We start from the raw sequence: 26,701 nt of genomic DNA, 5'->3' as shown, positions 1-26,701 counted from the left end.
TTAATCCGGGCTTGATCCGTTGTGGCTTGATCCATTGTGGCGAGGGAGCTTGCTCCCGCTGGGCTGCGTAGCGGCCCGCTTTTTTGTGAGCGCTTCGCACTCAAGCGGGAGCAAGCTCCCTCGCCACAAGGGCCAACTTTCACCCGTCAAATCGCGGCAACATGCTCCAGGCTGTTCAAGACATTAGGCTTGCCAGCCTCCTGCGCCAACGCCACACACTTCAACGCCAGGATCATCGTCGGATCAACAAGCGCCACCCTATGCCCGTTGATCTCGAACGCCTCGCAATGCCCCAGCACCAGCGGCAACTCCGTGCACCCCAGGATCAGCACGCCCGCGCCCAACTCACACAAATGCTCGGTCGCCAGTAGCAACTGCTCCTTGCAAAGGCCTTGCGTGAAGCCGGCCTTGATACCCCGCCGTCCGTAGATAGCGTCCATGACCATCGCCTGATAATCGACACCGGGCGTGAGGACCTGGAGCCCGGCATGGCGCGCCGCCTGGTGATAGACCTGGCTCTGCACCGTACCGGACGTCGCCAGCAGGCCAATCGCCTGGCCCGAACCATAGGTGCGCGCAATCCACTCCACCGTCTCGCTCAACATGTTCACGATGGGCACCCTCAAGTGCGCCTGGATGCGCTCGACGAAGGCATGGGCGGTGTTGCAGGGAATCGCGATGGCGTTGGCGCCGGCGCTTTCAAGACGTTTGCAGGTGGCATACATCGCCATCGTCGGATCGGACTCGTCCCGCAGCAGGCTGGCCGTCCGATCCGGTATCTGCGGGTTTTGCTCGACCACCATCTTGATGTGGTCCTGGTCCCTTCCCGCCGGCGTGTTGGCCACCACCTTGGCCATGAAATCCACCGTGGCAGCAGGCCCGACGCCGCCCACGATGCCCAGCTTGAACGGTGGGCGCCTGGGCTGCTGGTCTAGCGTCGCGAAGTCGGCGTAGATCTCATTGATATCCAGCACGGTAATCCCGCGACGCTGCAAGTCGGCACACACCAGGGACAGCTCGGTCATGCCAGGCAGGATCACCGTCGCCCCCTGGGCCTGCAACGACAGGCACGCCTGGTAGACCGCTTCAAGCGGCGCGCCCTCGAGGTGACCGTCCTTGATGCCGTTGAGACCGTACATCGCCTCCATCAACTTCGCTTGAGTGTCTGCGTCGGGGTAAACAATCTGGAAGTCTTTGGCAAAATGTCGCTCGAACAAGCCGCAATGGCGCACGAAGTCGGAGGCGATCACCCCCAACGTCGTCCGGGGCGACACCGTATGGCGGACGTGCCGGGTCAAGGCCGCCATCATGTCCAGCACCGGAATGCCCAGTTCCTCCTCGATTTCAGCACGAAAGGTATGGCTGGCGAAGCACGGAAGCATCACCGCATCGAAGCCACTGTCCTCGAACGACTTGCACACTTGGAACACATAGAACTTGCGCGACGTCATGCTCGCGCCCTGGTCCAGCGGCAGCAGCACGTCCTTGAAGGGGTGCTGCTCGAACAGGAAATGGTAGCGCCCCTGATCCTCGAGCACCGCCCGGGACTTGACCAACTTGTAGAACAGATCGCCACCGGCCAGTGACCCAAGCCCGCCAACGATACCCAACTTGCGCACCACACTAACCTTGCGACTCGACTTCGCTTTAGCCTTCATGAATGTCTCCTCAAGCCACCGGCACCGGCTCGGATCGCGACCGAATAGGAGCATGTACATCCTCGTCCTCGTCGGCTTCTTCGGGGGGTTCGGACTTGGCGACCACCGCCGTGGCAATGCTGTTACCCACCACGTTGGTGGCGGTGCGGGCCATGTCGAGGAACTGGTCGATGCCGATGATCAACAGCAACCCCGCCTCGGGCAGATTGAACATCGGCAACGTGGCCGCGACCACGACCACCGAAGCCCGGGCGACACCGGCCATGCCCTTGCTGGTGATCATCAACGTCAGGAGAATCAGCATTTGTTGAGTGAAACTCAAATCGATGTTGTAGGCCTGGGCGATGAACAGGATGGCGAACGCCTGGTACATCATCGAACCGTCGAGGTTGAACGAATAACCCAACGGCAGCACGAAGCTGGACACGCGTTTTGGCGCGCCAAACTTCTCCAGCGCCTCGATGGTTTTCGGGTAGGCGGACTCGCTGCTGGCAGTGGAAAAGGCCAGGAGAATCGGTTCGCGAATGAGCTTGCCAAGGTGGAAAACCGAGCGGCCAAGGAACAGGTAGCCAGCACCGAACAGCAACACCCAAAGGATCAAGATCCCCAAATAAAACTCGGCAATCAACTTGCCGTAATCCACCAGCAACCCAAGCCCCTGAGTCGTAATGGCCGAGGCGATGGCGGCAAACACCCCAATCGGCGCGAAGGCCATCACGTAGTCGGTGATCTTGAACATCACCTTCGCCAACTCCTCGATGGAGTCGGTGATCCGGGTGTGGCCCGCCCGCTTCACGCCCGCCAATGCAAAGCCGAAGAACAGCGAAAACACCACGATCTGCAGGATCTCGTTGTTGGCCATCGCTTCGGCAATGCTGCGGGGAAACACGTGGCCTATGAACGCCTTGAGACTGAAGTCACCGGTATTGACCGGCACGACCACAGCCGCATGCTGGGCCACGTCCATGTTCAGCCCGGCACCGGGTTGGAACAGGTTGACCAGCCCCATTCCGATCAACAGCGAGACGACCGAGGCGGTGACAAACCAGGCCATCGCCCGCGCCCCGATCCTGCCGACGGAACGGGAATTGCCCATGCTGGCGATACCGCCCACCAGCGTTGCGAAGACCAGGGGCGCGATGATCATCTTGATCATGCGCAGGAAAATATCCGTGACCATCGAGAAGTAACTGGCGATCTCTTTGGCACTTTGCTCGCTCCCTGCGAAATGGTGACACGCCCAACCGACCAGCACGCCCAGGGCAATGCCCATTGCAATACGACGTGGGAGCTTATTCTTCTTCACGGTGCTGTCCTCAAGTAGTTCTTGGAGTTTTTTACTTGGCAGAATCGATTCTAAGGAGCGGACTCAAGAGGATGATGAGTAATCCAGCTAGCCCCATGCGCTTTTGGAATAGTTAGCGAAAGGCCGCGCTATGCCGGGAGATCGCGCAGTAAAATCGTGCTCTCACCGCGGGAGTTCTCGATATGCAACTCAAATGGCTGGACGATCTTCTGGCGATTGGCGAATGGAAAAACTTCTCCCGCGCGGCCGAGGTACGTTGCGTGACGCAATCGGCCTTGTCCCGGCGTATCCGTTCACTGGAGGAATGGGTGGGGGTCAAGTTGGTGGACCGGGGCACTTACCCTGTCCAGCTCACTCCCGCGGGGGTCACCTTCTGCGATGAAAGCCGAGAGGCGCTCGCCGGGTTATTGAGGTTGCGCTCGACCCTGCGGGACGTGGAACGCATGCCCGGACGCTCGATCCAGATCACCGCCGGCCACAGCCTGTCGATGACCTTCCTGCCCAAGTGGCTTTCGCAGTTCCAGCCACACAACGAACAGTTCAACGCCCGGGTGGTGGCCGCCAATATTCATGATGCCGTCATTGCACTGGAGGAAGGCAGTTGCGACTTGATGATGGTCTACCACCACTCGCTCGCCCCCATCCTGCTGGACCCCGAGCGGTTCGGCAGCCTGGTGCTCGGCCACGATGCGTTCATCCCCCTGTGCGCGCCCAACCGCAAGGGCGAACCGCTGTTCCGCCTGCCCGGCCGCGCCGGCAAACCGGTGCCCTACCTGGCGTACACGGCAACGACGTTCCTCGGTCGCGTCGCCGACATCGTCATCAACAACGGCCCTGAACCGATCGCGCTGGAGCGCTGTTATGAAGCGGACATGGCGATGCTACTGATGCGCATGGCCATCGAGGGCTACGGCGTGGCCTGGTTGCCGCAGAGTGCGGTGGCCGACGAGTTGGAGCGCGGGCTGTTGGTGCGGGCCGGTGGCGAACAATGGAGCACGCGATTGGAGATTCGCTCGTACTGTGCGCTTGCCAATCGCAACCCGACGATGCGCAAGCTGTGGAAAACGTTGGAAGGGGCTTCGTTGCAGCGGCCGGGCAGCGCGCCCTCTGCGCCCACGGAGGCGAATTGATCAACGTTACTCAAGCACTGCTCACAAGTTTTACTGTGGGGGCGAGCTTGCTCGCGATGACGGCAGCACATCCAGCCACTCATCAACTGACCCACCGCTATCGCGAGCAAGCTCGCTCCCACAGTGGATTTAGGGTGTACGCACTGTCTGTGAACACCCCGGAAAAAACTGTGGGAGCGAGCCTGCTCGCGAAGACGGCAGCACATCCAACCTCTCTACCAACTGACCTACCGCTATCGCGAGCAAGCCCGCTCCCACAAATCGCTGGCTGCAAAGGATGGTGAGTCAGGCAGGTGACCTTAAGAGATCACCCACTTCCATTACGACGCCAAAATCTGCGCCTGCAACCGCCGCCCAATCACATCCAGCAAATCACACCCGTCACGCAGGGGAATCGCTAGCACTTGGGCGAAATCATGGAGTACCACCGCATCCGTACTGATGTCGGAACGCATGGCGAGGTTTTCCAGTAACTGGGTGACAGCGGCAATGCGGTAAGCGGCGGTGTCGTGCAGCACGTCCAGCGGCGCTTCTGTGTCGATCAAGAGCGCGTGGAAATTGTTTTCGATACCGGTGATGGGCATGTAGCGGGACATGAGGGGTTACTCCTGCGGGGATGGGAGGTCAGTGGCGGATTGGGATGCCGCTGGCAAAGGGAGCGAATCCGGGATCGAGCTTCGGATATTTAGCAGGAGATGTTCGTGGGTGACGCTAGACGAAAGCCACCTTGGATTGGTTGTGGTTTTCGGAGGGTTGGGGGTGAGCTTTTTCATTTGGCTAACTTCCTGAGTAAGAGAAATATCTGCCAGCATCACTTCCACACGATGGGTGGCAGCTGTACGCGGGTGTGGAAGACCGGCACTCAGGAACCCGGCGCGCCCTAGGACGCCCCGCGTACAGCCGCCGTAATTTAACAGCAGACATAAGAAAAGTGCCTGCTTTAAATTTTGCGGCGCTACGCGCCTCTGAGTCAGGGCTTCCACACCCTGCCGCTGAATTTGCAGCGACGGAGAGAACTTAGCGCATGGGGTGATCGGGTGGATAGTCAGCGGAGAGCGACGCGTCTTGAGGGAAATTTCCGATGGGGGTGTCCGGCGTTGGACTCAGTAGTTCAGTTGATGGGACGCAAGAATGATTTCGATACGAATGAGCGCGCAACGCCATAAGCGAGAGCTGAGGTTTCATCGTATGGTTGAACGCACCCGTACTGCCCGCAAGCCAAACGAAAGGGCTGACACAGGGTCTTTTTTATACATATAGAATATGCATAATGACAACATTCAGAATTCAATATGATCCAGCAAAAAACGTCGCGAACAAGAAAAAACACAAGGTGAGTTTGGCTGATGCCGAAGCTGTGTTTTATGACGAAATGGCTCTTGAGCGAGAGGATAATGATCACGATGAAAAACGGTGGATTATCATGGGGCAAGACGCCTGCGGTCGTGTACTCGTCGTTGCATACACCTACCGTGAGCCAAATTTCGTTCGCCTTATCAGCGCACGACTAGCCTCCAAAAAAGAACTGCGTCAGTACCTAGGAGGTTGAACCTCATGAAAGAAGAATACGATTTCAGCACAGCCAAGCGTGGGGCGGTTGCCAGCAGCAAAGGCAAAACCCGCATAACCATCATGCTTGATGATGACGTCATCGAGGCCGCTCGCGAACGCGCCGAAAGTGCTGGTACTGGATATCAGACCATCATCAACAATTTACTGCGTCAGGCTCTGGTATCTGAAACTGCCCACAATCTGGCACCGGCAGCCCAAAAGCGAACCCGAACAGTCAAACCCTATGCAAACGGCATTACCCGGTCCGATGTGAAGGATCTGGAAAAGCGACTAGCCGCTATGACTGAAGAGCTGCACAAGATGGTGGACGCATCTAAGCCCGGTAAAGCCAAAGCATCGGTATGAACTGAGAAGATCCGATTTACTCAGGGGCAAGGCACTGTCTTAACTCAGTGCCTTCACCCAGACCGACAATAATCCGCTTGCCCATTTTCTCCCCCACCTCCAGCGCCTGCCCATCCCGCTGCTTCCCCCGCCGCGCCAACCCCACCAGTCGAGGAATCAACTCCCCCTCCGGCAAGTGCCGCCAGAATCGCCCCGGCATGTGCTGACTCAGCGCCTGGGGATTGAGCCGCGCCGGGTTGAAGATGTGCTTGTAATAAGTTCGCCACAGCTCCGCGCCGGGATCCTCGGCGTGACGTGCCCAATGCTGCCATTGCTCGGGGCAACGACGCTGGTAATCCAATGACTGCCCATCAAAACGGATGCCGTCGCGCGGCGTTGCGATCAGCCAGCGTTGCTGCCCCAGTCGCTCGGCAAAATGGCCGCTGGCGCTTTCGAGGATGTCGTGGGCGGGCTGATGAAAAGCGACCAGATCCAACTGCAGTTGCTTGGCCAATGGCTGCGGCAAGGGAATAAAGCGCACGAAGGCATGCAGGTGATGAGCCTCGCGTTGCACCTGCTTGATCCGCCGCTGCAATTCACTGCCCAGGCGGTCACCGGCGAGCATGGCCGTGCGGTCGCCGTGGGCAACCCGCCAAAGCACTTCGTACAACAGACTCCAGCGTTGTTCGCCCTGGTAGCGGCTAGCCTGTTCGAGCTGAGTCAGCAAGGCCGCAGGGACCCGCGTACGGAACGGGCCCGGCCCTTGGGGCAGCGCTGCCGGCACGGCCAACAGATCGGCCATCGGACCTTGGGCCCAGGTGACATCGCTCGGGTCGATACCGTGGCCGAGGAGCGTTCGGGCCTGATCGCGCCACGTGGAGAAATCATCCTCACAATCCAGGGCAATCACGACCAAAGCCCCATCTGCTCTGGCCGCTGGGGGTCGCGCAACCGCGCCCGTAGCAGACCGCTGCGCACCTGGGCGTCGGCAGGCCGGTAATCGCTGGTCACAATGAACGGTCGCGCCTTTTCCAGCACGCACCGCAACTGCACCAGGTCGTCATAACGCACCCGCCGCTCCCGGCGCAGCGCAACCAGACGTTGCACGCTACGCAGGCCAATCCCCGGAATACGTGCCAGCAATTCGGGTTCGGCGCGGTTGATATCCAGCGGGAACACCTCACGATTGGCCAGCGCCCAGGCCAACTTGGGGTCGATGTCCAAATCCAGGTTACGGGTTTCACTCAAAAGCTCCCCCGCCTTGTAACCGTAACCGCGCATGAGAAAGTCGGCCTGATACAGCCGATGCTCCCGCAACAACGGCGGTGCCGCCAGGGGCACGCTGGCGGGGCTGTCGGGAATCGGGCTGAACGCTGAATAGTAAACCCGTCGTAAACCGTACCCCTGGTAGAGCGACTCGGCGTTGCTCAGGATGGCGTGATCATCAGTGGCATCCGCCCCCACAATCACCTGCGTGCTCTGCCCGGCCGGGGCGAAACGCGGCGCTCGCGGCTCGCCGACTACCGCCTGTTGCCCCTGATGGATGGTGCCCATGGCCTGGCGAATGGTCGTCAATTGCTTCTCTGGCGCCAGGCGCTTGAGGCTGACATCGGAGGACAACTCGATATTCACGCTCAAGCGATCAGCCAACCGCCCCGCTTCCTCGATCAACAGCGGATCGGCATCGGGAATAGTCTTGAGGTGGATATAGCCACGAAACTGGTGCTCCTCCCGCAACAACCGCGCCACCCGTATCAACTGCTCCATGGTGTAATCGGCCGAACGAATGATGCCGGAACTCAAAAACAGCCCACTGATGCAGTTGCGACGATAAAAATCCAAGGTCAGCCGCACCACCTCCTCCGGCGTAAAACGCGCCCTCGGCACGTTGCTGGAACGACGGTTGACGCAATACTGGCAGTCGTACAGGCAAAAATTGGTCAGCAACACCTTCAGCAAAGAAACGCAACGTCCGTCCGGCGTATAGCTGTGGCAAATGCCCATGCCATCGGTGGCCCCCAGCCCCTCACGACCACGGGAGCTACGCTTGGGGGCACCGCTGCTGGCGCAGGAAGCGTCATATTTGGCAGCGTCGGCAAGAATGCCGAGCTTGGCGATCAATTGCATGGAACGCTCTCGAATACTGGATATAAATACAGTATTTTGAGGCGCGCCGAGATGCAAGCGCCGTTGGTCATTTCCGCGACATAGGCCATGCCAACGGGATGGGCTATAATTCGCCCATCAACGCGATTTGAGGTCCAGCCCATGGGCAATGTCAGCCTTGAAACCAAAAAGGCCTACGCCGCGAGAACACGTAGATCCAACTACGCGGCCAGCCTCCGTCTGGAAGGTTTCAAAACGACCTTCGCCGACGGCGAACACAAAATGCCAACGCGTGAAGAGGTCTTGAAGGCCTTCACCCAGACCAGAACCTGATGCCTGATAAATATGGAGTCGGTGAAGACGCTTATTGCTATCCCGGCTCCACGGTCCTACGCAACAAACTCGATATCCGTGACGAACCGACCCTAAGCGAAGCCGAACAACAGCTCTCGGCCATCGCAGCGGACAACGTCGAATTCGGCCCTCCTCCCTACAGCCTGGCCTACCTTCAAAACATTCATCGAATTCTCTTTTCGGACTTGTTCGAATGGGCTGGAGAGTTGCGCACCGTTGGCATGTCCAAACAAGCCACCCGCTTTTGCCAACCTGAGTACATGGAGAAGGAAGCCAATAAAATCTTTGCCAACATGGCCGAGGCAAACTGGTTCGAGGGCATGGAGCGGACTGAGCTGATCGTCGCTGTGGCAGAGGCTTATTCCGACATCAACGTCGTACACCCCTTCCGCGAAGGCAATGGCCGTGCGCAGCGGATTCTGTTTGAACACCTGATCATGAACGCCGGGTTTGAAATCAGTTGGTGGGGGATTGAGAAGGACGAGTGGATCTACGCCAATATCGCGGCTTACAACTGCGTCATGGGGCCTATGGAGTTGGTGTTCGAGAAGTGCATTGGCAAGACCATTCAGCCATAAAACGTGACGTCTACTCCGGATAGACGCTCGTCCAATCCCTCGTCCGATCCAGACAATTCTATGCCCCACGTACTGTAATCCCCTCGCGCCGCTTCAGCGTAGTCACGATGATGGGTATAGCAACTTCTCAAAGCCTCGGCGAACCTAACTATCCCGCTAAACCACATCGATTCGTAGCAATTTTTAAGCAACCACTACCTTGTCCAGCCTGCTGCTATGCTTAGGTCTTCTCGAACGGAGTATATCGTACGGAAACCGGTACGAGATTTACTTCAATTCGCCCTGCCCCGTAGAGCAGTTATTTCAAGGATGGCATGCTCAAGCCAGCTCAATAGACCATGAGCCCCGCTTTTCCTGGTTACCGTAACGCTGGAACCACCTACCGTCGTAGAAGCCACTTCCTTCCTGCTGCAGTGTCGCGGTATAGAGATAGTCCTCCTCCTCAATCTCTTGCCGTATTTCGAACTGCCCCTCAGCAACTTGTCGAGCGTGATAGGTCACACGGCTACCAAACTCGTCGACATACTCGATGATCATTGCTTCCTCGCGTACCACCACCTGACAGGGATTAAGCTTTTCGCGATCAACACCATCGGTAGTGTGGTACATGCGTGAATCTGGAAAAATCATAACGAATTCCTATTTTTATGGTTTGCTTGGCACCAACCACTTTATCCTCAATCCATACACACGGCATCGCTGGTTAACCCGCCGAGGGGTTTGATCAGATGAGCTACTGCCTCCCGGTCACGGCTCAAGCTAGCCCCCATCACATCTTCAAAGCTTGGAAAAACAACCGCGCCAATGAGGACACCTGGACAGCCTTCAACTGGGGAGGCATGGAGTCGCATTAAGTAAAGAGCGGCACCGCCGATATACGCTTCAGCGCAGCGTTCGTGAGGAGGGAAAAGGGAATGAGGCGGCCCACCAGGCTCGCCGCGCTTTGTACACGAAACACGGACCTTGGCCCGACTCGCAGGACGATACTGCAGATTCAGTGACCACCCCTAATGTTGACACATAGGAGGTAGTCGCTCTTTTCACATGAGCGAGTAACGAAGCATGAAAACTCTCAATAAAATTTTGATCTTAACGCTCCTTACCCAAGTCGCGGCATGCGTAAGCAAGCCTTCAAGTGCGTACGATAGTGGATGGACTGAAAATACCAACGAGGACGCCTACAGCAGTTGCGGGCGCTACCGATGGGATAATAAGTTCAAGGAACCTTCGGTATTACAAAATCTTGTTGCGTCAGGCGCCCTCTCCAGCTCACAAGCACAGCGAGCGGAGAAGCAGGACGTACGCGTCGGTGATCCAGAATGCCTAGCCTATGCGGCCTATGGTTTGAATCGAGCCAAAATTGGGTTTCAGAGAAATGAAAAAGGTCAGGTCACTGAAAAAACTGCCACCTACCTTTGCTTCAACAGTGCGCCGGCCTGCTCAGGTATCCGTGTTCATTTCGCCGATGGAAAAGTCTCCCGTATCAGCACGGTGAGTGAGTAATCCATTCTGTCGCTCATGAACAGCGGGGCATCGAAGCATTGATAGGCTTCGTGCATATGCCTGACAAGCCGCCAATGCGATCAGGCCCACGGTCGACGGCATCGCTGATGCCGATAACTCATTGAGCCTGCACGGTCACGTTAGGAAAAAAGGGGACGGATTTATTATCCCGTTACCGAAACAAAGCTAATCAGCAAGCAGCAAAAAGCCGCCTCATCGGCGACTAATTATCTTGCGAATAATATCTGGTGACTAAGCCTTCAGTTCTTCTGGTGTATGCGTCTTGAGCCAATCGGCCAAAGCGGCGTTCATCCGTGTTTGCCAGCCCGGGCCAGAAGCTCTGAATCTCTCCAGCACGTCAGCATCGAAACGAACATTGACGTGCTCTTTAGTGGTTACCGACTTGGGTCGACCACGCTTTGGCTTGAGCATTTCCTTTGCCTGGGCTTTGCCAAACAATCCAACAAGCACCTCGCTGGCTGGTTTGGCCTTGGCAAAGTCTTCGGTCGACCATTCGGGATTTGCCGTATCGACCCTCTCAGGACTGGGTTTCTTGGTCATAATTTTTGACCTCCCGTTTGTTGGCTTTTCGAAAGCTGATGACGTGCAAACGGAAGTCCACGTTCTTCGACGTTGCGAGCGTCTTTGGCTGGGTCATAGGTAAGCTGCATGCAATTATCGTAGCCACATTAAAATCGCCAATACAAGGTGCGCGTTGAAACGCTGACCGAGCATGCGCCCTGTCTGGTTGTATCAAAGATTGAGTGGCCAGGCTTGAGAGCCCGGCAAGTACCCGACAAGCATCCCTGATAAACTGCGGCCATTCGCCCCAATGACTCAGATTCCCAATGTCCCTACAAACTGCCCCACTGTCCCGCCGCTTCTCCGTCGCCCCCATGATGGATTGGACCTAGCCCTCCAAAAAAGCCCCGTCTACCTTGCTCACAAGATGTTCATCCGCGCTACCTGTAGCAATTTCTAAGCAAGCGCCAAGTGGTTAGACCGCTGCTATGCTTTGCTTTTTCGACGAGGTAGCGCACATGGCAGGGGAATACTCACTCACGGATTTGCTTGAACGAATGTACGAGAATCAGCTCGCATTGGAAGCGGCGCTTATGGAACTGGCGCTCCAAAGCGAAAAACAAGGATCGACAGAGGTTGGCGATAACGTACGTGGCGCTTTATTCGTGATCGGTGAAAATGCTGGCCACATCAAGCAGGGTCTAGCGAAGCTACGAACCAAAGATATCTAGGTGAGCACACGCCGATTGTGCTGGAGTATATGGCGGAATTTGGGGGTGGAGCCCGTATTTACTGGCTTTAACGCCCGCCTCGGCGGACTTGCATAGATGCATAAGGGGCATTGAATGGCATGGTTTGGCGTCCGGTTTGCCCCATTTTTGCCCCATTGTCTGATCAAAGGCTTGAGCCTGTGTTGCGTGCGCTATGACACTGGTACGCAAGGCGGGGACTGTTGGGGGTACGGGATTCGCTTCGTTAGGCTGCCCGAAAGATAACAAAATAGACGACTCTGTTAGCACCGCACGCTGCCCCTGCGGGACATGTGGTCGGCTTGGTATCGGAGCACCGTTTTTACTAGCTACAACACCCGCCCTGTCCTCCTTACATAGATACCCAATAGACACTGGGCTGCATCGTTCGGCGTAAGGCTTGCCCCATTTTTTCCCAAGATCATCATCGGCACGAGCTAGTCCGATGAAATTGGACATAGCTCTAATCCAAAGTGCTAGCCAGATTGACAGCGTTGAACAATGAGCCTCAAACAGCGCTTCATAATCTTGGCGGTGACGGCAAGGTGAGTTCCGCTCGCTGACTCGATGGAGCTATGCCTATGCCGCACCCCAAACACTGTACTATGCTGAATTGCGCCACCTAGCGTCAGAGCTCTACGTCACATCACATAATTTTAGGAGGTTTTCATGGGCGAATCAAAGTACCGAAAACAGAATGACTCAAACTATGGGAAGCCAGTAAAACTCCGAGGTTTAATTTTATCCTTGCCTATGCGAGCAGACAGCGATGTTGTTGAGCTAATCCAAGATTTCTTAGATCCACAAGAACTACGCTCCTCTCTTATGTATTGGGATAGGCTAGCATGGCCGGAATCCAACGTCATCACATCTCCAACGTATGCTGATATTGAGTATTTAAAATCAGCAGGCGTACTTCAGCGACCGAAATTCAATTTTGTAGGTAAGGGAAACTTCGGCGACGTCCTTTTAGGCCTACAAAATGCGGTTTTCTCACATTATGAAAAAAACTCCCCTGGAGTATGGTCCCTATGTGAAGGATTAAATTCTGTTCAAAATAAAGCCACTATAGGAACCGAGCCGGGAGCATTGATAAAATTACTAAATGCCGTCCCTGTGCCATCGGAGGATGTTCCTCTGGCAGAAATATTGGAATTCAAATCCAAAAGACGAGATGAGCTATTAGCATTCAGAGAACACTTTGAGCAACTGATTGAACGCATCACCCGGCATAGCACTCCAGACGACGAACTACACCGAGTGGTTCAAGAGGTTGATACAGCCTGTAGCAACCTGGTCCAGACAACCAGAGAATGGCAATTCCCGGTAAAACTCAGCAACACACAGGCATCGATTAATTTCAACATTACAAAAGCAGTCAATGCAGCTGCTACAGCTTATAAGGGGCTAGAACTAACTCCCCTCGCCTTATCAACCACGGCCACCGCTGTAGCCGTCGGTGGTGCAGCAGTTTTGAGTCAAATTGAATTCAAGCCAGGGCTTTCATACAAGGGGATAAAACGTCCAAAATCCCCATACAGTTATGCCTACCACATCCAGCGAGACTTAACCTAAAACTTCACACCCCCAAACTATTGCGGCGAACGAGCCAAGACCATAAATAATAGATATAGCAAAGGTTCTAAAATGCCTAATCACATTGCGAAAAACACACTCAAACCAAAGTTTCCATGGACATTAGTAAAAGCTGTAAACTCACTACTATTCCTGTCAGGAGTGGTCTGCATTAGCGTTGGCAGCTATCATCTAGTCCAAAACAGTATTGCAACAGCTGGCACCGGACTTGGGGCAGGTCTAGTACTTCTTTTTGCCGCCACGATTGAGCGCTTCGAATCACTCAAAGGAATGAGCATGGAAGTTACCACAAGAAAATTGGATGCTAAAATCTTAGAGGCTGACAATGCTGTCCGAGAGCTTAAAGAACTTGCAGAGATTTTTGGTTACAACATGTCACTAACTGCTGCAAAAATAGGCAGACCCAATGCTCACTTTACATTTATCGAGGGACTCGATCTAACAAACAAAATCCGTGAAAATCTAACCCATCTTAAGTGCGACAGAAACTCTATTTCACACGCACTATATCCATGGGTTCGCACGACAATGTTCGATCTCGGAAAACACTTACTACAACCCATAAACGACGAAATTCACAAAAGGCTCCACCACATCATTACCGATATAAATAACACCCCACAACCAGTCGACAAGGCCAATGAAAAATACAATGAATTGTATAAAACGATGCGAATTCTTGCAGACTATTGCCAGCCAGGACTACAGACCCACCTATTAGACATCTCCCAAATAAAAGGGGAAGCATCCAAATACATCCTACTAACGCCAATACTAAGCGAAGATGAGAAAAAACGTTTTCACGATGAGTTTATTAGCTGGAATGAAGAGATTGATTATTTCCTAAGCAACAGTGAAATTAGAACCCCTGATCGTTGGTCCTTACTTTTTGAACAGCAATCGAAGCGAGAAACTAACCCACCCAGTTAAAAATCAACGATATTATGAAAAGGCCAGCAATTCTTCATGAGTACTGAGTCATGAGCATGACACACGCCAAAGCTGATCTAATCGCGTAGTGTAGCTTTGACTCATCATTTCTCGACGCATTCCCCATTCGGGATTGATTGGCACACTAGCCGAGCGCAACGTACCCCTTCCCCACCTTTCGTTGATTTTATCCAGTACCGCCATCAGATTCATCGCCTCGGCGGACTGAGAGGTGGCAAACAGATCGTCGGTGTACTCCCCCTTTTGACAGAGATTCATCAACAGCACCTCAGCCTTGCTGTACTTGAAGCCAGGCCGAAACACGCGGTCGAGCGCCTCCACCGCCGCCCTGGTCAGCAACCGGACGTCGTCGGTGGGGTACGGCATATCAATAAGAACACCATTGGCGTACTTCGCCTCCTCCGGGTTGAACATGCCGGTGCGGATGCTGACGCGAATCTTCTTGCACAGCGACTTCTGTGCCCTGAGCTTTTCCGAAGCTCGCATCATGTACGTAGCCACCGCTTCCTTGATCGGTGCCAGTTCCGTGAGACGCTTACCGAACATCCGACTACAACAGATCTCCTGCTTCGGCGGATCCGGCTCATCCAGTTCCAGGCAAGGCGTGCCGGCCAACTCCCGGGCAGTCTTCTCGATCACCACGCTGAATTTCTTCCGTAGCGTCCACGGGTCGGCCTTCGCCAGGTCCATCGCGGTCTTGATACCCATGGCATCCAGATGAAGTTTCATCTTGCGACCGACTCCCCAGACTTCGGACACATCGGTGTTGCGCAGCACCCAGTCACGCTTGAACGGATCGCAGATATCGACCACGCCGCCCGTTTGCACTTGGAGCCGCTTGGCCGTGTGATTCGCCAGCTTCGCCAGGGTTTTCGTGTGAGCGATCCCTACCCCAACCGGGATGCCGGTGCAGCGCAGCACGTGGCCGCGGATCTTGCGGCCAAGGGCATCCCGGCCGTCGATGCCGGTCAGATCTGCGAAGGCTTCGTCAATGCTGTACACCTCGACTGCGGGCACCATCGATTCAATGAGGGTCATGACGCGCTCGCTCATGTCCCCATAGAGCGCGTAATTCGAGGAGAACGGGACGATGCCGTGTTTCTGCAGCTTCTGCTTGATCTGAAAATACGGCTCGCCCATTTTCACGTAGGGCTTGGCGTCGTAGCTGCGAGCGATCACACAGCCGTCGTTGTTGCTCAGTACCACAATGGGCACGCGGGCCAGGTCCGGGCGGAACACTCTTTCGCAACTGGCGTAGAAGCTGTTGCAGTCGATCAGGGCGAAAACGGGCTGTGCTTTAGACATGGCTGCGCACGCTGCAGGTGATGACGCCCCAGATGACCAGCTCGTCGCCCTCGAGCACGTACCTCGGTGGGTACTTTGGGTTCTCCGAAAGGAGAATCACCTCCTTCCCACGAATGCAAAGGCGTTTGCACACGGGCTCATTGTTCAGCAGCGCTACGACGATGTGACCATGCACAGGTTCCATCGCACGATCCACAACGGCTAGGTCCCCTTCAAAGATTCCAGCGCCCTGCATGCTCTCCCCGGCGATAGAGACCAGGTAGACATGAGGGGCGCGAATGTTCAGAACCTCATCCAATGAGATGTGCGCTTCGATGTGGTCCGCCGCCGGGGATGGAAACCCGGCGGGTACACGAAACGAACACAGGGGCAGCTTCAAGCCACCCTCAGCAATAGGGCCTAGAATTGAAAAGCTCATGACGCACCGATCCAAAAATACTGTACGAACATACAGTTAACTTTGTACAAGGTTCGCGGTCAATTTTGTATAGGAAAAATCTGACAGGCGGGACAGCTCATGTGCGGGAGATTCGTGCAGTACGAGGGGATGGCGGTGTTTATGGAGGAGCTTGGTCCTCAGCTGCCATTGTTCGGCGGGTACGACGCGGAGCCGATCAGTCGGTACAACGTGGCTCCGACGACCCGTGTGCAGATCCTGCACAGCACAGAGGCAGGTGTTCATATCACGCCAGTGAGGTGGGGATGGGCGCCCTTTTGGGCGAAGGGGAAACGTCCGGACCCGATCAATGCAAGGATCGAGACCGTTACGACGGGGAAGTTTTTCAAACAGCTTTGGCCGGCCGGGCGCGCACTGGTGCCCAGCGAGGGATGGTATGAGTGGGTCAAAGACCCAAATGATCCAAAGAAAAAACAACCCTATTTCATCCGATTGAAGGATCAGAAGCCGATGTTTTTCGGGGCGCTCGCACAGGCCCGTCCAGGTCTGGACGAGCAAGACGGTGACGGTTTTGTAATCATTACCGCGTCATGCGACCAAGGTATGGTAGATATCCATGATCGCAGGCCGTTGGTGTTGTCACCCGAGCAAGCGCGGGAGTGGCTTGACCCGGATCTTAGCCCAGGGCAAGCAGAGGAAATTGCAAGAGACCGTTCCCGACCGGAAGCCGATTTCGAATGGTATGCCGTGGGCAAAGAGGTGGGAAACGTCAAAAACCAGGGAGCACAGTTGTTGCTCCCCTGGAGTCCAGAAGAAAACTAAGCCTGACTACGTTGATCCAGAAGTCGGGCCGCCTCTGGGAATCCCACCCAGCGTGCGTTCTGGTCCAACCCTCGCCCAGCCAGCACCACGCCGGCCCAGTGATTCAGATCCACCTCCCCGCGTGCCACCGCCGCCAGCAGCTCGGAGGGGAAGATGTTCAAGTATTTATCAGCGGTTTCGGTTTCCATGATCTTGGCCCTTCGTTTGCGTGACCACAGTAACGCTCCAGCGTAATCACATAGCAAGCGGATCAGATCGAGCGCGACAACCATTAGAACAGCCCTCCCAACGCCGCCGGCTCCCAGTTCATGATCACTAGTTCACCGCTGACCTCTGCCTTGCCCTGACGTTGGTTCGTGTTGCTGTACCTAATGTCCAGCGTCTCAAAGTGAAAGCCCTCGAACACACGTCGAATGTCCGGGTGGTCGTTGATGCTGACCATTACCTTGCCCTTGCAGCGACGCATGAAGTCAGCCATCCGCTCGTAATTCTCGAACGGGAAGTCCACGCCATATCCAGCGGTCTGCCAGTACGGCGGGTCCATGTAGTGGAACGTATGAGCGCGGTCATAGCGCTCAGCACAATCAAGCCAGGGGAGATTTTCGACGTAGGTGCCGGACAGTCGCTGCCACGCGGCCGAGAGGTTTTCCTCGATCCGCAGCAGGTTGATGGCCGGGCCAGTGGTCGCGGTGCCGAACGTCTGCCCGGTGACCTTGCCGGCAAAGGCATGGTGCTGCAGGTAGAAGAACCGGGCGGCGCGCTGGATGTCGGTGAGGGTTTCAGGGCGGGTCATTTTCTGCCACTCGAATACCTGGCGGGAGCTGAGCGCCCATTTGAACTGGCGCACGAATTCTTCCAGATGGTTCTGCACGACGCGATAGAGCGTCACCAGGTCGCCGTTGATATCGTTCAGGACTTCAACGGGAGCGGCCTGGGGTCGCATGAAGTAAAGCGCGGCACCGCCGGCAAAGACTTCGACATAGCATTCGTGAGGCGGAAAAAGCGGAATGAGGCGGTCGGCTAGGCGGCGCTTGCCGCCCATCCAAGGGATGATGGGTGAACTCATTGAAAGCAAGACCTTTACTGTATGGATAAACAGGTGCTAGGCTCGCCGCGCTTTGTGCACGGAGCAGGAGCCTTGGCTGGACTTGCAGGGACATCTGCAGGGACGGCGACCGGGTCGGATGTTGGCGCATCCGGCTCGGTCGCTCCTTTTCACTTCGGTGTTGAAACTTCTTTGGCGTAGGCCTGGCAGGCCGCCAGGGCTATCAGCCCCCGGTCGCCGGCATCGGTGATGCCGATAATTCGTTGAGCATGTGCCGGGTCAAGTCGGGCGCGTGTGGCTCCATGAACCACGCCGCCGGCGCTGGTGGCGGCTGGCACTGCACAGCCGTTGGCGGTATCGGTGGCGTCGAGTAGGACTGACAGCCGGACATCAGCAGTAGCGAGGCGATCACGCAGGCGATCCTGATCACGTTGGGCATCGGTTAGGGCTCGATAGTGGGTTTGGTCTTTGGCTGCTAGCCGCTGTTCCAGGGCCAGGCGCTTGTCTTGCTCGGTACGCTGCAGCGCGGCCGAGGCCAGGGTTATTTGGTTGAGGGTTTCGGTGTGGAGCCGGGCTTGTTTTTCCAGCTGCTGACCGTATCGCCAGCCCTGGACCGTCCAGGCGATGACCGCCGAAGTGGCGACCAGAGCGAACAGCAGAAGCCCGGCGGCCAGCACGCGGTATTGCAGCGGGATCAGGTCGACGAGACGCATAGCACCGCCCTCGCCCGTTCCCACAGCTGCAGGCGATCCTGCAGGCCATTGAGCCCGCCATTGATTTTCCGGGTGATCATTTCGAACTCATTACGATCAGCCAGCACGTTCAGTTCCCTGACCCACCAGAACCATGCAGCCGACTCGGCCGCCCATTGGGGTAGCTCCAGCAGTTCAGGCGTGCGCAACAGGCGCTCGTCGCCGAACAGCGCCAAGCTGCAGCGCAGGTAGTTGTTGCGCCCCGTCACCTGGATCAAGCCGCGACCGCGATAGCGCTGGCCATCTCCGTCGGGCTCGGAGGTGTTGCCGAGTTTCGAAGCCAGCGAACCGGTGTCGTATTTGCTGAGGTACTGATCGCCGCCCAGCTCCCGCACGTACTGCAGTTGGCCGGACTCATGCCCAACCTGGGCCAGGAATGCCGCCTGCCGCTTGGGTGTGTCGATCTGACGGTGGGCCATGGCGGCGTTCAGGGCAGAAACAAAAACGCCCGCTTGGCGGCGGGCGTTGGGCATGATCCGTTGTAGTTGCTGCTCGGTGAGTGGCATGGGGGCTCCAAAAAAATCCCGCTCGATGGCGGGTTGCGGTGGTGTTTGAGGGTGGTGCTTGACGCGTCTAAAGCTGGACGACCTTGACCGGCTTAGCTTCCTTCTTCTTTTTCTTACCTTTGGCATTGGCCTTGCCCTTCTTGCCGCCGTTGCACTCGACGGTGGTGGTCCAGCCACTGGAGGTGAACAGTTGCTCCACCGCCTCAGCCAGGTATTCACCATCAAGCCCGGGCTTGATCCCCTGGACGATGATGGACCGTTCGGCAAACACATCGGTACGCCCGGCCATTTCCAGGCGAACCCCGGCGCTGCTGCGATTGAAGGCGGCCAAGCGTGCCTTCGCGGCCTGCTCGGCGGCTGGCTTGTTGGGGTAGATATGCCGGTCGGTATGGACCGCTGGCAGGCCGTTCGGCAGGTCGTCGTTGTTCAGCTCGACCACCTTGAGCGCGCCGGACTTTTTGTCCTGGTGCTTGGTGCGTACCGCCTTTTGCGTATTGCGGTCGCCGAGACGGAATTGATAGCGGCTCAAATCAGCCCGCCTCAGAACCACAGGGCTCAGGTTCTTACCGCTCGCGGTCTGGCCACCTTGCCGAGGCATGACCAACAGCTTGCCGTCGGCCAGCTTAGCCGTGCAGTCATATTGTTTAGCAAGGCGGGTGATGAAGTTGTAATCCGACTCGTTGAGCTGGTCGACTCGAGGCACCTTGGTTTGCACCGGGCACACCGGCTGCCAACCATTGCGGGCTGCCACGTCGCGGACAATATGCTGCAGGGGCACGTTTTCCCAAGACCCACTGCGCACGGTCTTGCCGCTGCCGCGCATGTCACTGGCTTTACCTCGAATCACCAACGTATCAGGCGGTCCCGACAACTCGATCTCATCGACGGTGTAGCGCCCCAGGCGGGTCAGGGCCTGGCCGGTATATCCCAGGTAAACCTCGATACCCGCCCCCCGCGTGGGCAGCGCAACCGCTTGATCACGATCATCGATCCGCAACTCGAAGTCGTCCGAATCCATACCCGGCTTATCCGAGGTGCGCAGACTCAACAACCGGTCATTGATCAACGCGGTGATGTCCTTGCCGTCCGCAACGATGCGAAAGGTCGGCTTCATGGTGATACTCCAGAAACAAGAAGCCCCGCACAGGGCGGGGCTTTTGAGGTATGACGGTGCTGTTTAATCCCACAGCTGGATATCCTCCAGCGTCTGCGCTGGCAGATCCGGCAGCAGGATAATCACACCAGCGCGAAACGGTTGAGGCTCATCGGCCAGGCCTTGATTGGCGGCAAGCACGGCCTCCACCGTGCCATTCAGATGGCCGTAATAGTGATGACAGACGGTGTCCAACAGATCCCCGTCAGACGTTCTGCAGGTCGTCGCCATAGCTCACAAACTCCAGTGAAAAGGATTGCTTACGCGGAATGCCACCCGCGAGCAGGTTGCTTTGATCTTCCTCGATGCTGAGCAGGCACCAGGTGCCGAGCACTTCGCCGTAGCCGGTGGTCAGGTTCACTGGCTGCAGGCGCCGTCCGATTGAGCGCAAAGTATCCAGCTGTTTGAGGCCACCTTTGAAGCCCGGAAAAATCGCGCCTTTGAGGCTGATCTTGTCCTCTCCCTGGCCGACCGCCTGCTGGGCGATGCTGCGTGTCAGACGCTCCTGGCCTGCCCAACGAAACGACGTCTGCCGACGTAGCTCCTCGAACGCCGCCGTATCCAGGTTGAAGTAATACGGCTGCGCGTTCGGCTCCAGGGGCTGCATGATCAGCAGGTGCGGGAACGGCTTCACTGCCTCGGCCGCTGGTGTCAGCTGTGGTGCAAATGACCCCGTGGGCATGATGTTGCTCAGTGATGGGCTCACCTGGCCGGCGATGCGATTAATCGCTGCCCCCGCCTTGCCTGCCTGTTCCTTGAGCGAACCCAGCCGCTCTTGGACTTGGCCGGCAGCGGTGACGGCTTGGTTGTACTTGGCCGCCACCTGGCCCACGGTGGACTGCGCCGCGTTGATTGCCCGCATGGTCCGTTGCATCTTGGCGCCGATGGCAGGCCCAATGAAGGGCACCCCCTCCAGCTCCGAGGCGGCGCCCGTCATGTCGCTGATTGCGCCATTAAGCGGGCCCAGCATGCCGTCGAGACTGGTACGGCCAGCCTCCCCCGCTGCGAGCAGTGATTTGAACACCGATTGCAGTTGCTCCATGTAGGCCATGGCACCTCCTTAAACGTGAGGGGCATCGAACAACTGATTCGACGCTTGACGGGCGGCCACTTCCCGGGAGAAGGACTCCATTAACTGGCGCAATTGCGGCTCCAACTCGCGGACCAACTGCGCCGGGTCTTTTACATCGCCTTGCACGACGATGGAGACTTGCGGCGCAAAGCTGAAAGCCTGCTCAACTTTTGGCGGCACAGGCGGCGTCGGCTCCACCACCTTCGCGACCTCGGGCGGCTTGGTCGGCGCGTCAGTAGAGGCCGCTGGCTTGTCGGCCTTTGCGTCCTCAGCCTTGTCATCACTGCCAAACCAAGACTTGCCCAAGAAGCCACCGATACTCTCGCCACCCAGACCGCCCAAAGCGGCACCAATTAATCCCCCAATGGCGGTGCCAACGATCGGCACCACCGAGCCGATAGCGGCACCGGCAGCACCACCCGCAAGCGCGCCCGCAAGACCGCCAGCCGCGCTGCCGTACCCTTCGGCTTTCTCATCCTGCGTTGTAGCGTTGAGTGCGGTGTCCAGGGCACCCACTCCCGCATCAAGCACCGATCCACCTGGGAGACGTTTGGAAAGGCGCGTTACCCCTCTTATCGACTTCACCGTCTGACCGAGCGAACCGCTAGGGACGGCCTCTGCCACGGCAGCCAAAGGGAGAGCAGCCACCGCTGCGGCCTTGGGTAAGGCGGACACTGCAGACGCTTTGGGCAAGGATGGCATTGCCGGTGGAGTCACTGCAGGAGCGCTCGGTGCACGAACCATCATCCGCTTGCGCGGCATAGATCCCATACCAGCACGACGACCACGGCGGCCACGTTGACGCTTGCGCGCAGCGCCTCCAGGATCCGTCCCCGGGCCGCTGGAACTGGCCCTGCCGATAGCATCCGCATTGACGACAAAGACCCGCTGCGGCTCGCTGCCAGCGTCCGAGCTCCCTCCCATGAGTTTGCCGAGCACACCCAGGCCCTTGTCCACCGTTTTGATACCGGTTTTCGGAGCCTTGGCAGCGGCGTCACCCAAGGCGCCCGCGCCTCGTTCCATCGCTCGACCACGCGATATGTTGTAGAGCCCCTTGCCAATCTTCACCGCGCTGGCAGCCGTCTTGAGGGCCAACAGGCCGGTGGTGATAGCAGCAATGCCAAGCACCACCGGTTGCGAGCCATCCGAAAGCTTGGTCAGCCCACGCACAATTGAGGTCAGGCCCTGGGCGACCGCATCGGTCGCCGGGCGGATGGCGTCCCCCACGCTGCGCATGCCATCGCTAACCGCCTGGCCCAGCTCGTCCCACATTTGTTTCGACGTTTCGCGCCGCTCGGCCAGGTTCTTATCGAGGATCCCGCCAGAAGATTGCGAGTCCTTTTTCAGCTGCTCGTACAACTCCTTGTTTTGCGAGTAGGCCGTGAGCGCTGCCTTGACCTGCATGTCGGCGAACAGGTCACCGGTACGCAGGGATTTTTCCAGCGCATCGAGCGCCGCCTTGGCCTTCTCCGGATCTGTCTCCTTGCTGATCTTGGCCTGGGCCTCGGCCATCTTCGCGGCTTTCGCCGGGTCGGTGGCCTGGATGTATTTCATCGCCAGGGCGAAGCTGGATTCCAGGGTCGACATGCCCTTCTGAATGCCAGTGTTCAGAGAGCCTTGATAGTCAATGCCGGCGTCCTTGTACGCCTTGACCACGTCGCCCGAACCGATTTTCTCCATCCAGTTTTTCAGGTTGTTGGCCGCTTCGTCCGAGCCGCCGGCCGTTTTCATCTGGACTTGAAGCATCGCGCCCAAGGAGCTGACCGCTTCCATGCCGGTGCTACCGTTTTTCTCCATGCTCGCCAGCAGTTGAGGGAACCACCGGGCCATGTCGCTGGCCTCGAAGCTCCCCGCCTGTCCCTGATAGGCGATGGCCTCCAGGGCCTGCTGCATCACCTTGGGATCGTTGATCTTGGCGTTCTGCTGCAGCGCCATGATCATGCTGGCCGTGTCGACGCCGGACGCGCCCTGGCCAATGGCAAACTTCGCCGCCGTCGGTGCGTAGGCCATGGCCTGTTTAAGGTCCATGCCGGCTCCGACCAGCTGGTTCACCAGGTCCGCCACGTCGTTACGGGCCATGCCGGTATCGCGAGAGGTCTGGATTACGGTCTGGCTAAGCTGTGTTTCTTGCGGCTTATTGACCACATCCGCCTTGATCGCGATGTCGCGGATGATCGCCTGATAATCCGCGCTGACCTTGGTCGGAATCGCTGCAAGGCCGGTGGCGACAACACCTTGACCAATGCTCGACGTGAGCCCTTTCTTGCCGGCGTCGAGCTGCTTGTGACCTTTGAGCTGCAGATCGGCGGCTTTAGCTGCACGGCCCAGGCGCTGGTACTCCTGCCCCAGCCTGCCCACCTCAACGCCCTGCTTGCGCAGGGCATCAAGGTTGCCGTTAAGCTTGCGCAACAGGCCATCCGCCGAAGCGGCGCCGGTGTCGTGAGCCCGCTTCCATTCATCGCGCAGGCGGATGGTTTCGCCAATGGTGCTCTTGAGCACCTTGGCCTTGCTGCCTTTTTCCTCCAGCTTTTTGATGTGGCCATCAACCGTGCGGAAGGCAGACGCCATCGTCGAGCTGACGGCGCCGCCAATCACCAGCGATAACGCCAGTTTGCTAGCCATCGTCTACTCCTTGTTCAGTCTGAGAGCCACCAGACCATGTCGGAGAACGGCATGGCCAGGATTTCAGCGGCGGAAAAGTTCAGCTCAGTGGCTAAGCGCTTAGCGAGTTGTTTTTGCACTTTCTGGTTGAAGCTCATCATCGTGCACCAGGCGAAAATAGCCGGCCTGCAAGCGATTGAGGTCCTTCACAAATAGCCCGTCTAAATCCTTGATTCCGATCTCAGCCAGCGACGTATACAGGTACTCATCCTGTTTTTCTTCGTCCGAGGGGAACGCCTCTCGAGCGTTGCGAAGGTCGCGCACAGTCGGGGCTCGCAAACTCAACGTATCAACGCGCACCCCGTTGGCTTCGCTTGGTACGCTCAGCTTCACAGTCACGCGGTCAGCCGTCAGAGTCATCCAGCTTGGGATTTTGGTGTAGCTCATAATGTTATGTCCTTAAAAATAAGCAGGAAGCCGCCGCCCAGGCGAGGCACTGGGCGGACGGACAAAAGGAAATTAGAGGCCCAAAGCGGAACGCTGGGCGGCGAGTTGGTCAACGCCGTTGATCACTCGGCGCATGCCGATGGGGTCGATCTCGTAGACGGTTCGGCCGTCCACTTCGAGCTTGTAGTACGTCAGCCCGATGGAGTGCTTGATCTCGGCTTTATCGCCCGGCTTCCAGTCGCCCATGTCGACCTCTTTCAACGTGCCGCGCAGGGTGACGATGACCGGCGTGACCTTACCTTTGAGCCCTTTGTAGGCCCCCCGGAACGTACCGTTGAACGCCGTGCCGTCCGCCAAGCCGAAGAACTTCAACGACTCACGGCGCACGCCCGTGGTGGTGAAGTTCGCCTCCTGTTTTTCCATGCCCATGTCCAGCTCGACCGGCGCGTCCATGCCGCCACCGCGATGCTCTTCCATCTTGAGCGTGAGCTTGGGCAAAGTCAGGCTCGGCACGTCGCCCTGAAAGCTGACGCCATCGACGAACAAGTTCAGGTTCGCCAGGGTTTCGGGAATCATTGCCATTGAGGTCGCTCCTTAAGCGGCGGTGTCGAGGACTTCGGTCAGCCATTGGTTGGTGACCTCTACGCGGAAGTTGGGGTTTTCTGCCGGCGGAACGTCGGTGAAGCGGATGTTCCAATACACCTTGCCCTGCTCCAGCTGGCTGGCCGTGTTCAGCTCCGGGTCGGCATACACCTCGAAGTTGATGATTGCGCCTTGGGCTTTCAGGTCGCGCATGAACGCCTGCAGACCTTCGGTCACGTCCTTGATGTAAGTCGCGGTGATGGAGCGGTCGACCGCCCATTTGTGGCCGTAGAGGATCGCGTCCATGACGATGTCCATCGTCCGTACGCGAGTAACGAACGCCCACTTCGGATCGCTCGACAGCGTGCGGTTGCCCCACAGGCGGAAGCCGTCATCACGGATGATCGTGGTGATGTTGGCGTTGTTGAGCAGGTTGGCCCGGCAGGTTTCGTCACCGTCCAGAAACTCGATGGACCGCGTGGTACCGGTGATGCCGACAAATTCTTTGTTCGAGGGCGAAGCCCAAAAGCCGTATTCGCTGTCGGTCCAGGCAAACAAGCCAGCCACCCAGGCAGAGCCCGGCGCGTCAACCGTGGCGTCCGCCGTGGTATCCCAATACTGCACGCCTGGATCAACCAGATACGCCCGCTTGGCGCCGAAGTTTTCGGCGTAGGCCATCACTGCCTCATCGGTAGTATTCGGGCCATCGAGGATGGCGAGCCCTCGCAACTTGTCGGCCAACGCGACCAACGCGGTACCGACAGCCTGTGTCGCGCTGTGCTTGGGAGTCACCAACAGCCGCGGCTGCGCGTTGAACCGACTCTTGCCGTCCAGCAGCGCTTGCAGGCCGGTACGCTTGCCGTCAGCCAGAACGCCGCCGATGATTGCCGAAGTCTGTGCAGCCGGATCGGCCAACTGGGCAACACCACAGGCGACGATTACCGCCTTGGCCCGGGTGTAGATGGCCTTGCAGGCTTTGGTAATCGCCGAGTCGGCGCCGAAGGCAGCCACCGCCTCACGCTCATTGGTGATCACCACCAGGTCATTCGGCTGCGCGCTGTAGGCCGGCGCCGGTACAAAGGTGTCAACCAGTCCAATGATCGAGGACGAAGGCAACGCGATGACACGAGCGCCGGTGTCGACGTTCGTGGTGGTAACGCCGTGAAAGAAGCTCATAGGTTCTCCAGATACGGAAAAGCCCCGCAATGCGGGGCCTTGTTTGTGGTGAAGCGGAAAAGAAAACGCCCCGTCGGTGCGGAGCGTTTATAGGGTTTGTTCAGCGATCCAGGGCGGTGCCACAGGACGGTATTGGCTGTCAGGGAAGTGCTCGGACTGAGGCCAGTCTCGAAGAGACAACCGATACCCCAGCAGTTCGGCAAACTGTTCCGTTGTCAGCGTGGTCTCTTGAGCCAGACCCTGCTCATCGCGGTGACGAGTCACTAGCCATTCATTGTTTTGCAACTCAGCGTTACGCCATACCCGCTCAGCTTCGGCCTGTTCGGCGATAGGAATGGGCGGAGGGGGCGAAAACTCATCCCCTTCTAAAGTCCATCCTGGCCGGGTATCAGTAGGACAGGCTTGCCATACCAAATCGGGATGGAAGCGCTCAGTTGGATCAACATCAGTGGTTTCGACCACCGCTCCGTTTTCTATTCTTGCCCACATGCCGA

At 57.4% G+C, this 26,701-nt stretch carries 31 protein-coding genes; 10 read left to right on the top strand and 21 right to left on the bottom strand.

Going from position 1 to position 26,701, the window contains the following annotated elements; genetic code table 11:
- Positions 1–146: 146 nt before the first annotated feature.
- Together ACLH0I_RS10680 and ACLH0I_RS10675 are read right to left on the bottom strand one after the other, a co-directional pair.
- Positions 147–1,658, bottom strand: a complete 1,512-nt coding sequence (locus ACLH0I_RS10680) for an amino acid racemase (protein ID WP_411387004.1) — start codon at positions 1,656–1,658, stop codon at positions 147–149.
- Between the two features lie 10 nt (positions 1,659–1,668).
- Positions 1,669–2,964, bottom strand: coding sequence for a dicarboxylate/amino acid:cation symporter (locus ACLH0I_RS10675; RefSeq protein WP_411387003.1), 1,296 nt, complete (start codon positions 2,962–2,964; stop codon positions 1,669–1,671).
- Between the two features lie 182 nt (positions 2,965–3,146).
- On the opposite strand from ACLH0I_RS10675, the gene ACLH0I_RS10670 reads away from it, so the two are divergent.
- A complete protein-coding gene (locus ACLH0I_RS10670; protein ID WP_411387002.1) occupies positions 3,147–4,094 on the top strand; it encodes a LysR substrate-binding domain-containing protein in 948 nt (315 codons plus the stop codon).
- A gap of 320 nt (positions 4,095–4,414) precedes the next feature.
- On the opposite strand, the gene ACLH0I_RS10665 is transcribed toward ACLH0I_RS10670, so the two are convergent.
- A complete protein-coding gene (locus ACLH0I_RS10665) occupies positions 4,415–4,690 on the bottom strand; it encodes a hypothetical protein (RefSeq protein WP_250965768.1) in 276 nt (91 codons plus the stop codon).
- A gap of 674 nt (positions 4,691–5,364) precedes the next feature.
- On the opposite strand from ACLH0I_RS10665, the gene ACLH0I_RS10660 reads away from it, so the two are divergent.
- Together ACLH0I_RS10660 and ACLH0I_RS10655 are read left to right on the top strand one after the other, a co-directional pair.
- Positions 5,365–5,643 (top strand): BrnT family toxin, encoded by a 279-nt coding sequence (locus ACLH0I_RS10660; protein WP_411387001.1) that lies wholly within the window; start codon positions 5,365–5,367, stop codon positions 5,641–5,643.
- Positions 5,644–5,648: 5 nt separating this feature from the next.
- Positions 5,649–6,011 (top strand): BrnA antitoxin family protein, encoded by a 363-nt coding sequence (locus tag ACLH0I_RS10655; protein WP_250965770.1) that lies wholly within the window; start codon positions 5,649–5,651, stop codon positions 6,009–6,011.
- Positions 6,012–6,027: 16 nt separating this feature from the next.
- Here the strand turns inward: ACLH0I_RS10655 and ACLH0I_RS10650 are convergent, their stop codons facing one another.
- Together ACLH0I_RS10650 and ACLH0I_RS10645 are read right to left on the bottom strand one after the other, a co-directional pair.
- On the bottom strand, positions 6,028–6,906 hold the full coding sequence (locus ACLH0I_RS10650; protein WP_411387000.1) for a TIGR03915 family putative DNA repair protein: 879 nt from the start codon (positions 6,904–6,906) through the stop codon (positions 6,028–6,030).
- A complete protein-coding gene (locus tag ACLH0I_RS10645) occupies positions 6,897–8,117 on the bottom strand; it encodes a putative DNA modification/repair radical SAM protein (protein WP_411386999.1) in 1,221 nt (406 codons plus the stop codon). The genes ACLH0I_RS10650 and ACLH0I_RS10645 overlap by 10 nt, the downstream gene beginning before the upstream one ends.
- Before the next feature lie 141 nt (positions 8,118–8,258).
- Between ACLH0I_RS10645 and ACLH0I_RS10640 the strand changes: the two genes are divergently transcribed.
- Together ACLH0I_RS10640 and ACLH0I_RS10635 are read left to right on the top strand one after the other, a co-directional pair.
- Positions 8,259–8,429, top strand: a complete 171-nt coding sequence (locus ACLH0I_RS10640; RefSeq protein WP_250965773.1) for a YhfG family protein — start codon at positions 8,259–8,261, stop codon at positions 8,427–8,429.
- On the top strand, positions 8,429–9,028 hold the full coding sequence (locus tag ACLH0I_RS10635) for a putative adenosine monophosphate-protein transferase Fic (protein WP_411386998.1): 600 nt from the start codon (positions 8,429–8,431) through the stop codon (positions 9,026–9,028). The genes ACLH0I_RS10640 and ACLH0I_RS10635 overlap by 1 nt, the downstream gene beginning before the upstream one ends.
- 318 nt (positions 9,029–9,346) lie before the next feature.
- Here the strand turns inward: ACLH0I_RS10635 and ACLH0I_RS10630 are convergent, their stop codons facing one another.
- Complete coding sequence (locus ACLH0I_RS10630; protein ID WP_250965774.1) at positions 9,347–9,658, bottom strand: hypothetical protein; 312 nt, start codon at positions 9,656–9,658, stop codon at positions 9,347–9,349.
- A gap of 432 nt (positions 9,659–10,090) precedes the next feature.
- Here ACLH0I_RS10630 and ACLH0I_RS10625 point away from each other — a divergent pair, with 432 nt between their 5' ends.
- Positions 10,091–10,531, top strand: coding sequence for a hypothetical protein (locus tag ACLH0I_RS10625; RefSeq protein ID WP_250965775.1), 441 nt, complete (start codon positions 10,091–10,093; stop codon positions 10,529–10,531).
- 252 nt (positions 10,532–10,783) lie between these two features.
- On the opposite strand, the gene ACLH0I_RS10620 is transcribed toward ACLH0I_RS10625, so the two are convergent.
- Positions 10,784–11,092, bottom strand: a complete 309-nt coding sequence (locus ACLH0I_RS10620; protein ID WP_250965776.1) for a BrnA antitoxin family protein — start codon at positions 11,090–11,092, stop codon at positions 10,784–10,786.
- Positions 11,093–11,571: 479 nt separating this feature from the next.
- Between ACLH0I_RS10620 and ACLH0I_RS10615 the strand changes: the two genes are divergently transcribed.
- The 3 genes from ACLH0I_RS10615 (at position 11,572) to ACLH0I_RS10605 (ending at position 14,328) form a co-directional block, all read left to right on the top strand.
- The gene (locus tag ACLH0I_RS10615; RefSeq protein WP_411386997.1) at positions 11,572–11,784 is read left to right on the top strand and encodes a hypothetical protein; all 213 of its coding nucleotides are present in this window, start codon (positions 11,572–11,574) and stop codon (positions 11,782–11,784) included.
- Positions 11,785–12,471: 687 nt separating this feature from the next.
- Positions 12,472–13,377, top strand: coding sequence for a DUF6236 family protein (locus ACLH0I_RS10610; RefSeq protein ID WP_411386996.1), 906 nt, complete (start codon positions 12,472–12,474; stop codon positions 13,375–13,377).
- 72 nt (positions 13,378–13,449) lie between these two features.
- Positions 13,450–14,328 carry a hypothetical protein gene (locus ACLH0I_RS10605; protein WP_411386995.1) on the top strand — a complete coding sequence of 293 codons (879 nt, stop codon included), beginning with the start codon at positions 13,450–13,452 and terminating at the stop codon, positions 14,326–14,328.
- A 48-nt stretch (positions 14,329–14,376) separates the two neighbouring features.
- Here ACLH0I_RS10605 and umuC read toward each other — a convergent pair whose 3' ends face one another.
- Together umuC and ACLH0I_RS10595 are read right to left on the bottom strand one after the other, a co-directional pair.
- Positions 14,377–15,654, bottom strand: coding sequence for a translesion error-prone DNA polymerase V subunit UmuC (umuC, locus tag ACLH0I_RS10600; protein ID WP_411386994.1), 1,278 nt, complete (start codon positions 15,652–15,654; stop codon positions 14,377–14,379).
- Positions 15,647–16,072: a LexA family protein gene (locus ACLH0I_RS10595; protein WP_411386993.1), complete on the bottom strand. Its 426-nt coding sequence runs from the start codon at positions 16,070–16,072 to the stop codon at positions 15,647–15,649. The genes umuC and ACLH0I_RS10595 overlap by 8 nt, the downstream gene beginning before the upstream one ends.
- A gap of 99 nt (positions 16,073–16,171) precedes the next feature.
- On the opposite strand from ACLH0I_RS10595, the gene ACLH0I_RS10590 reads away from it, so the two are divergent.
- Positions 16,172–16,873 (top strand): SOS response-associated peptidase family protein, encoded by a 702-nt coding sequence (locus tag ACLH0I_RS10590; protein WP_411386992.1) that lies wholly within the window; start codon positions 16,172–16,174, stop codon positions 16,871–16,873.
- On the opposite strand, the gene ACLH0I_RS10585 is transcribed toward ACLH0I_RS10590, so the two are convergent.
- The 12 genes from ACLH0I_RS10585 to ACLH0I_RS10530 all read right to left on the bottom strand — a co-directional run bounded on the left by ACLH0I_RS10585 (position 16,870) and on the right by ACLH0I_RS10530 (position 26,696).
- Complete coding sequence (locus tag ACLH0I_RS10585) at positions 16,870–17,061, bottom strand: hypothetical protein (protein WP_411386991.1); 192 nt, start codon at positions 17,059–17,061, stop codon at positions 16,870–16,872. The genes ACLH0I_RS10590 and ACLH0I_RS10585 overlap by 4 nt on opposite strands.
- A gap of 83 nt (positions 17,062–17,144) precedes the next feature.
- The gene (locus ACLH0I_RS10580; RefSeq protein WP_014339627.1) at positions 17,145–17,939 is read right to left on the bottom strand and encodes a DNA adenine methylase; all 795 of its coding nucleotides are present in this window, start codon (positions 17,937–17,939) and stop codon (positions 17,145–17,147) included.
- 149 nt (positions 17,940–18,088) lie between these two features.
- Positions 18,089–18,631, bottom strand: coding sequence for a lysis system i-spanin subunit Rz (locus ACLH0I_RS10575; protein ID WP_411386990.1), 543 nt, complete (start codon positions 18,629–18,631; stop codon positions 18,089–18,091).
- Positions 18,613–19,176, bottom strand: a complete 564-nt coding sequence (locus ACLH0I_RS10570; protein WP_411386989.1) for a glycoside hydrolase family 19 protein — start codon at positions 19,174–19,176, stop codon at positions 18,613–18,615. The genes ACLH0I_RS10575 and ACLH0I_RS10570 overlap by 19 nt, the downstream gene beginning before the upstream one ends.
- Positions 19,177–19,243: 67 nt before the next feature.
- A complete protein-coding gene (locus ACLH0I_RS10565; protein ID WP_411386988.1) occupies positions 19,244–20,290 on the bottom strand; it encodes a phage late control D family protein in 1,047 nt (348 codons plus the stop codon).
- 63 nt (positions 20,291–20,353) lie between these two features.
- A complete protein-coding gene (locus ACLH0I_RS10560; RefSeq protein WP_053124044.1) occupies positions 20,354–20,560 on the bottom strand; it encodes a tail protein X in 207 nt (68 codons plus the stop codon).
- Positions 20,535–21,380, bottom strand: a complete 846-nt coding sequence (locus ACLH0I_RS10555; protein ID WP_411386987.1) for a phage tail protein — start codon at positions 21,378–21,380, stop codon at positions 20,535–20,537. The genes ACLH0I_RS10560 and ACLH0I_RS10555 overlap by 26 nt, the downstream gene beginning before the upstream one ends.
- A 9-nt stretch (positions 21,381–21,389) precedes the next feature.
- The gene (locus ACLH0I_RS10550; RefSeq protein ID WP_411386986.1) at positions 21,390–24,023 is read right to left on the bottom strand and encodes a phage tail tape measure protein; all 2,634 of its coding nucleotides are present in this window, start codon (positions 24,021–24,023) and stop codon (positions 21,390–21,392) included.
- 99 nt (positions 24,024–24,122) lie between these two features.
- Positions 24,123–24,449 (bottom strand): phage tail assembly protein, encoded by a 327-nt coding sequence (locus tag ACLH0I_RS10545; protein ID WP_411386985.1) that lies wholly within the window; start codon positions 24,447–24,449, stop codon positions 24,123–24,125.
- A 72-nt stretch (positions 24,450–24,521) separates the two neighbouring features.
- On the bottom strand, positions 24,522–25,031 hold the full coding sequence (locus tag ACLH0I_RS10540; protein WP_411386984.1) for a phage major tail tube protein: 510 nt from the start codon (positions 25,029–25,031) through the stop codon (positions 24,522–24,524).
- 12 nt (positions 25,032–25,043) lie between these two features.
- Positions 25,044–26,207, bottom strand: coding sequence for a phage tail sheath subtilisin-like domain-containing protein (locus ACLH0I_RS10535; protein WP_411386983.1), 1,164 nt, complete (start codon positions 26,205–26,207; stop codon positions 25,044–25,046).
- 87 nt (positions 26,208–26,294) lie between these two features.
- Positions 26,295–26,696, bottom strand: coding sequence for a phage tail assembly chaperone (locus ACLH0I_RS10530; RefSeq protein WP_411386982.1), 402 nt, complete (start codon positions 26,694–26,696; stop codon positions 26,295–26,297).
- Between the last annotated feature and the right edge of the window lie 5 nt (positions 26,697–26,701).

Source organism: Pseudomonas sp. MPB03, from assembly GCF_046605385.1.
GTDB classification, from domain to species: domain Bacteria; phylum Pseudomonadota; class Gammaproteobacteria; order Pseudomonadales; family Pseudomonadaceae; genus Aquipseudomonas; species Aquipseudomonas zanjanensis.
Note: the sequence above shows the minus strand (reverse complement) of the source record. Positions and strands in the feature narration are given on the sequence as shown.

Excerpts from the sequence above, each read along its gene's own strand:
- ACLH0I_RS10680 (WP_411387004.1), bottom strand. The coding sequence starts at position 1,658 with ATGAAGGCTAAAGCGAAGTCGAGTCGCAAGGTTAGTGTGGTGCGCAAG.
- ACLH0I_RS10670 (WP_411387002.1), top strand. The coding sequence starts at position 3,147 with ATGCAACTCAAATGGCTGGACGATCTTCTGGCGATTGGCGAATGGAAA.
- ACLH0I_RS10665 (WP_250965768.1), bottom strand. The coding sequence starts at position 4,690 with ATGTCCCGCTACATGCCCATCACCGGTATCGAAAACAATTTCCACGCG.
- ACLH0I_RS10660 (WP_411387001.1), top strand. The coding sequence starts at position 5,365 with ATGACAACATTCAGAATTCAATATGATCCAGCAAAAAACGTCGCGAAC.
- ACLH0I_RS10655 (WP_250965770.1), top strand. The coding sequence starts at position 5,649 with ATGAAAGAAGAATACGATTTCAGCACAGCCAAGCGTGGGGCGGTTGCC.
- ACLH0I_RS10645 (WP_411386999.1), bottom strand. The coding sequence starts at position 8,117 with ATGCAATTGATCGCCAAGCTCGGCATTCTTGCCGACGCTGCCAAATAT.
- ACLH0I_RS10640 (WP_250965773.1), top strand. The coding sequence starts at position 8,259 with ATGGGCAATGTCAGCCTTGAAACCAAAAAGGCCTACGCCGCGAGAACA.
- ACLH0I_RS10635 (WP_411386998.1), top strand. The coding sequence starts at position 8,429 with ATGCCTGATAAATATGGAGTCGGTGAAGACGCTTATTGCTATCCCGGC.
- ACLH0I_RS10630 (WP_250965774.1), bottom strand. The coding sequence starts at position 9,658 with ATGATTTTTCCAGATTCACGCATGTACCACACTACCGATGGTGTTGAT.
- ACLH0I_RS10625 (WP_250965775.1), top strand. The coding sequence starts at position 10,091 with ATGAAAACTCTCAATAAAATTTTGATCTTAACGCTCCTTACCCAAGTC.
- ACLH0I_RS10620 (WP_250965776.1), bottom strand. The coding sequence starts at position 11,092 with ATGACCAAGAAACCCAGTCCTGAGAGGGTCGATACGGCAAATCCCGAA.
- ACLH0I_RS10615 (WP_411386997.1), top strand. The coding sequence starts at position 11,572 with ATGGCAGGGGAATACTCACTCACGGATTTGCTTGAACGAATGTACGAG.
- ACLH0I_RS10610 (WP_411386996.1), top strand. The coding sequence starts at position 12,472 with ATGGGCGAATCAAAGTACCGAAAACAGAATGACTCAAACTATGGGAAG.
- ACLH0I_RS10605 (WP_411386995.1), top strand. The coding sequence starts at position 13,450 with ATGCCTAATCACATTGCGAAAAACACACTCAAACCAAAGTTTCCATGG.
- umuC (WP_411386994.1), bottom strand. The coding sequence starts at position 15,654 with ATGTCTAAAGCACAGCCCGTTTTCGCCCTGATCGACTGCAACAGCTTC.
- ACLH0I_RS10595 (WP_411386993.1), bottom strand. The coding sequence starts at position 16,072 with ATGAGCTTTTCAATTCTAGGCCCTATTGCTGAGGGTGGCTTGAAGCTG.
- ACLH0I_RS10590 (WP_411386992.1), top strand. The coding sequence starts at position 16,172 with ATGTGCGGGAGATTCGTGCAGTACGAGGGGATGGCGGTGTTTATGGAG.
- ACLH0I_RS10585 (WP_411386991.1), bottom strand. The coding sequence starts at position 17,061 with ATGGAAACCGAAACCGCTGATAAATACTTGAACATCTTCCCCTCCGAG.
- ACLH0I_RS10580 (WP_014339627.1), bottom strand. The coding sequence starts at position 17,939 with ATGAGTTCACCCATCATCCCTTGGATGGGCGGCAAGCGCCGCCTAGCC.
- ACLH0I_RS10575 (WP_411386990.1), bottom strand. The coding sequence starts at position 18,631 with ATGCGTCTCGTCGACCTGATCCCGCTGCAATACCGCGTGCTGGCCGCC.
- ACLH0I_RS10570 (WP_411386989.1), bottom strand. The coding sequence starts at position 19,176 with ATGCCACTCACCGAGCAGCAACTACAACGGATCATGCCCAACGCCCGC.
- ACLH0I_RS10565 (WP_411386988.1), bottom strand. The coding sequence starts at position 20,290 with ATGAAGCCGACCTTTCGCATCGTTGCGGACGGCAAGGACATCACCGCG.
- ACLH0I_RS10560 (WP_053124044.1), bottom strand. The coding sequence starts at position 20,560 with ATGGCGACGACCTGCAGAACGTCTGACGGGGATCTGTTGGACACCGTC.
- ACLH0I_RS10555 (WP_411386987.1), bottom strand. The coding sequence starts at position 21,380 with ATGGCCTACATGGAGCAACTGCAATCGGTGTTCAAATCACTGCTCGCA.
- ACLH0I_RS10550 (WP_411386986.1), bottom strand. The coding sequence starts at position 24,023 with ATGGCTAGCAAACTGGCGTTATCGCTGGTGATTGGCGGCGCCGTCAGC.
- ACLH0I_RS10545 (WP_411386985.1), bottom strand. The coding sequence starts at position 24,449 with ATGAGCTACACCAAAATCCCAAGCTGGATGACTCTGACGGCTGACCGC.
- ACLH0I_RS10540 (WP_411386984.1), bottom strand. The coding sequence starts at position 25,031 with ATGGCAATGATTCCCGAAACCCTGGCGAACCTGAACTTGTTCGTCGAT.
- ACLH0I_RS10535 (WP_411386983.1), bottom strand. The coding sequence starts at position 26,207 with ATGAGCTTCTTTCACGGCGTTACCACCACGAACGTCGACACCGGCGCT.
- ACLH0I_RS10530 (WP_411386982.1), bottom strand. The coding sequence starts at position 26,696 with ATGTGGGCAAGAATAGAAAACGGAGCGGTGGTCGAAACCACTGATGTT.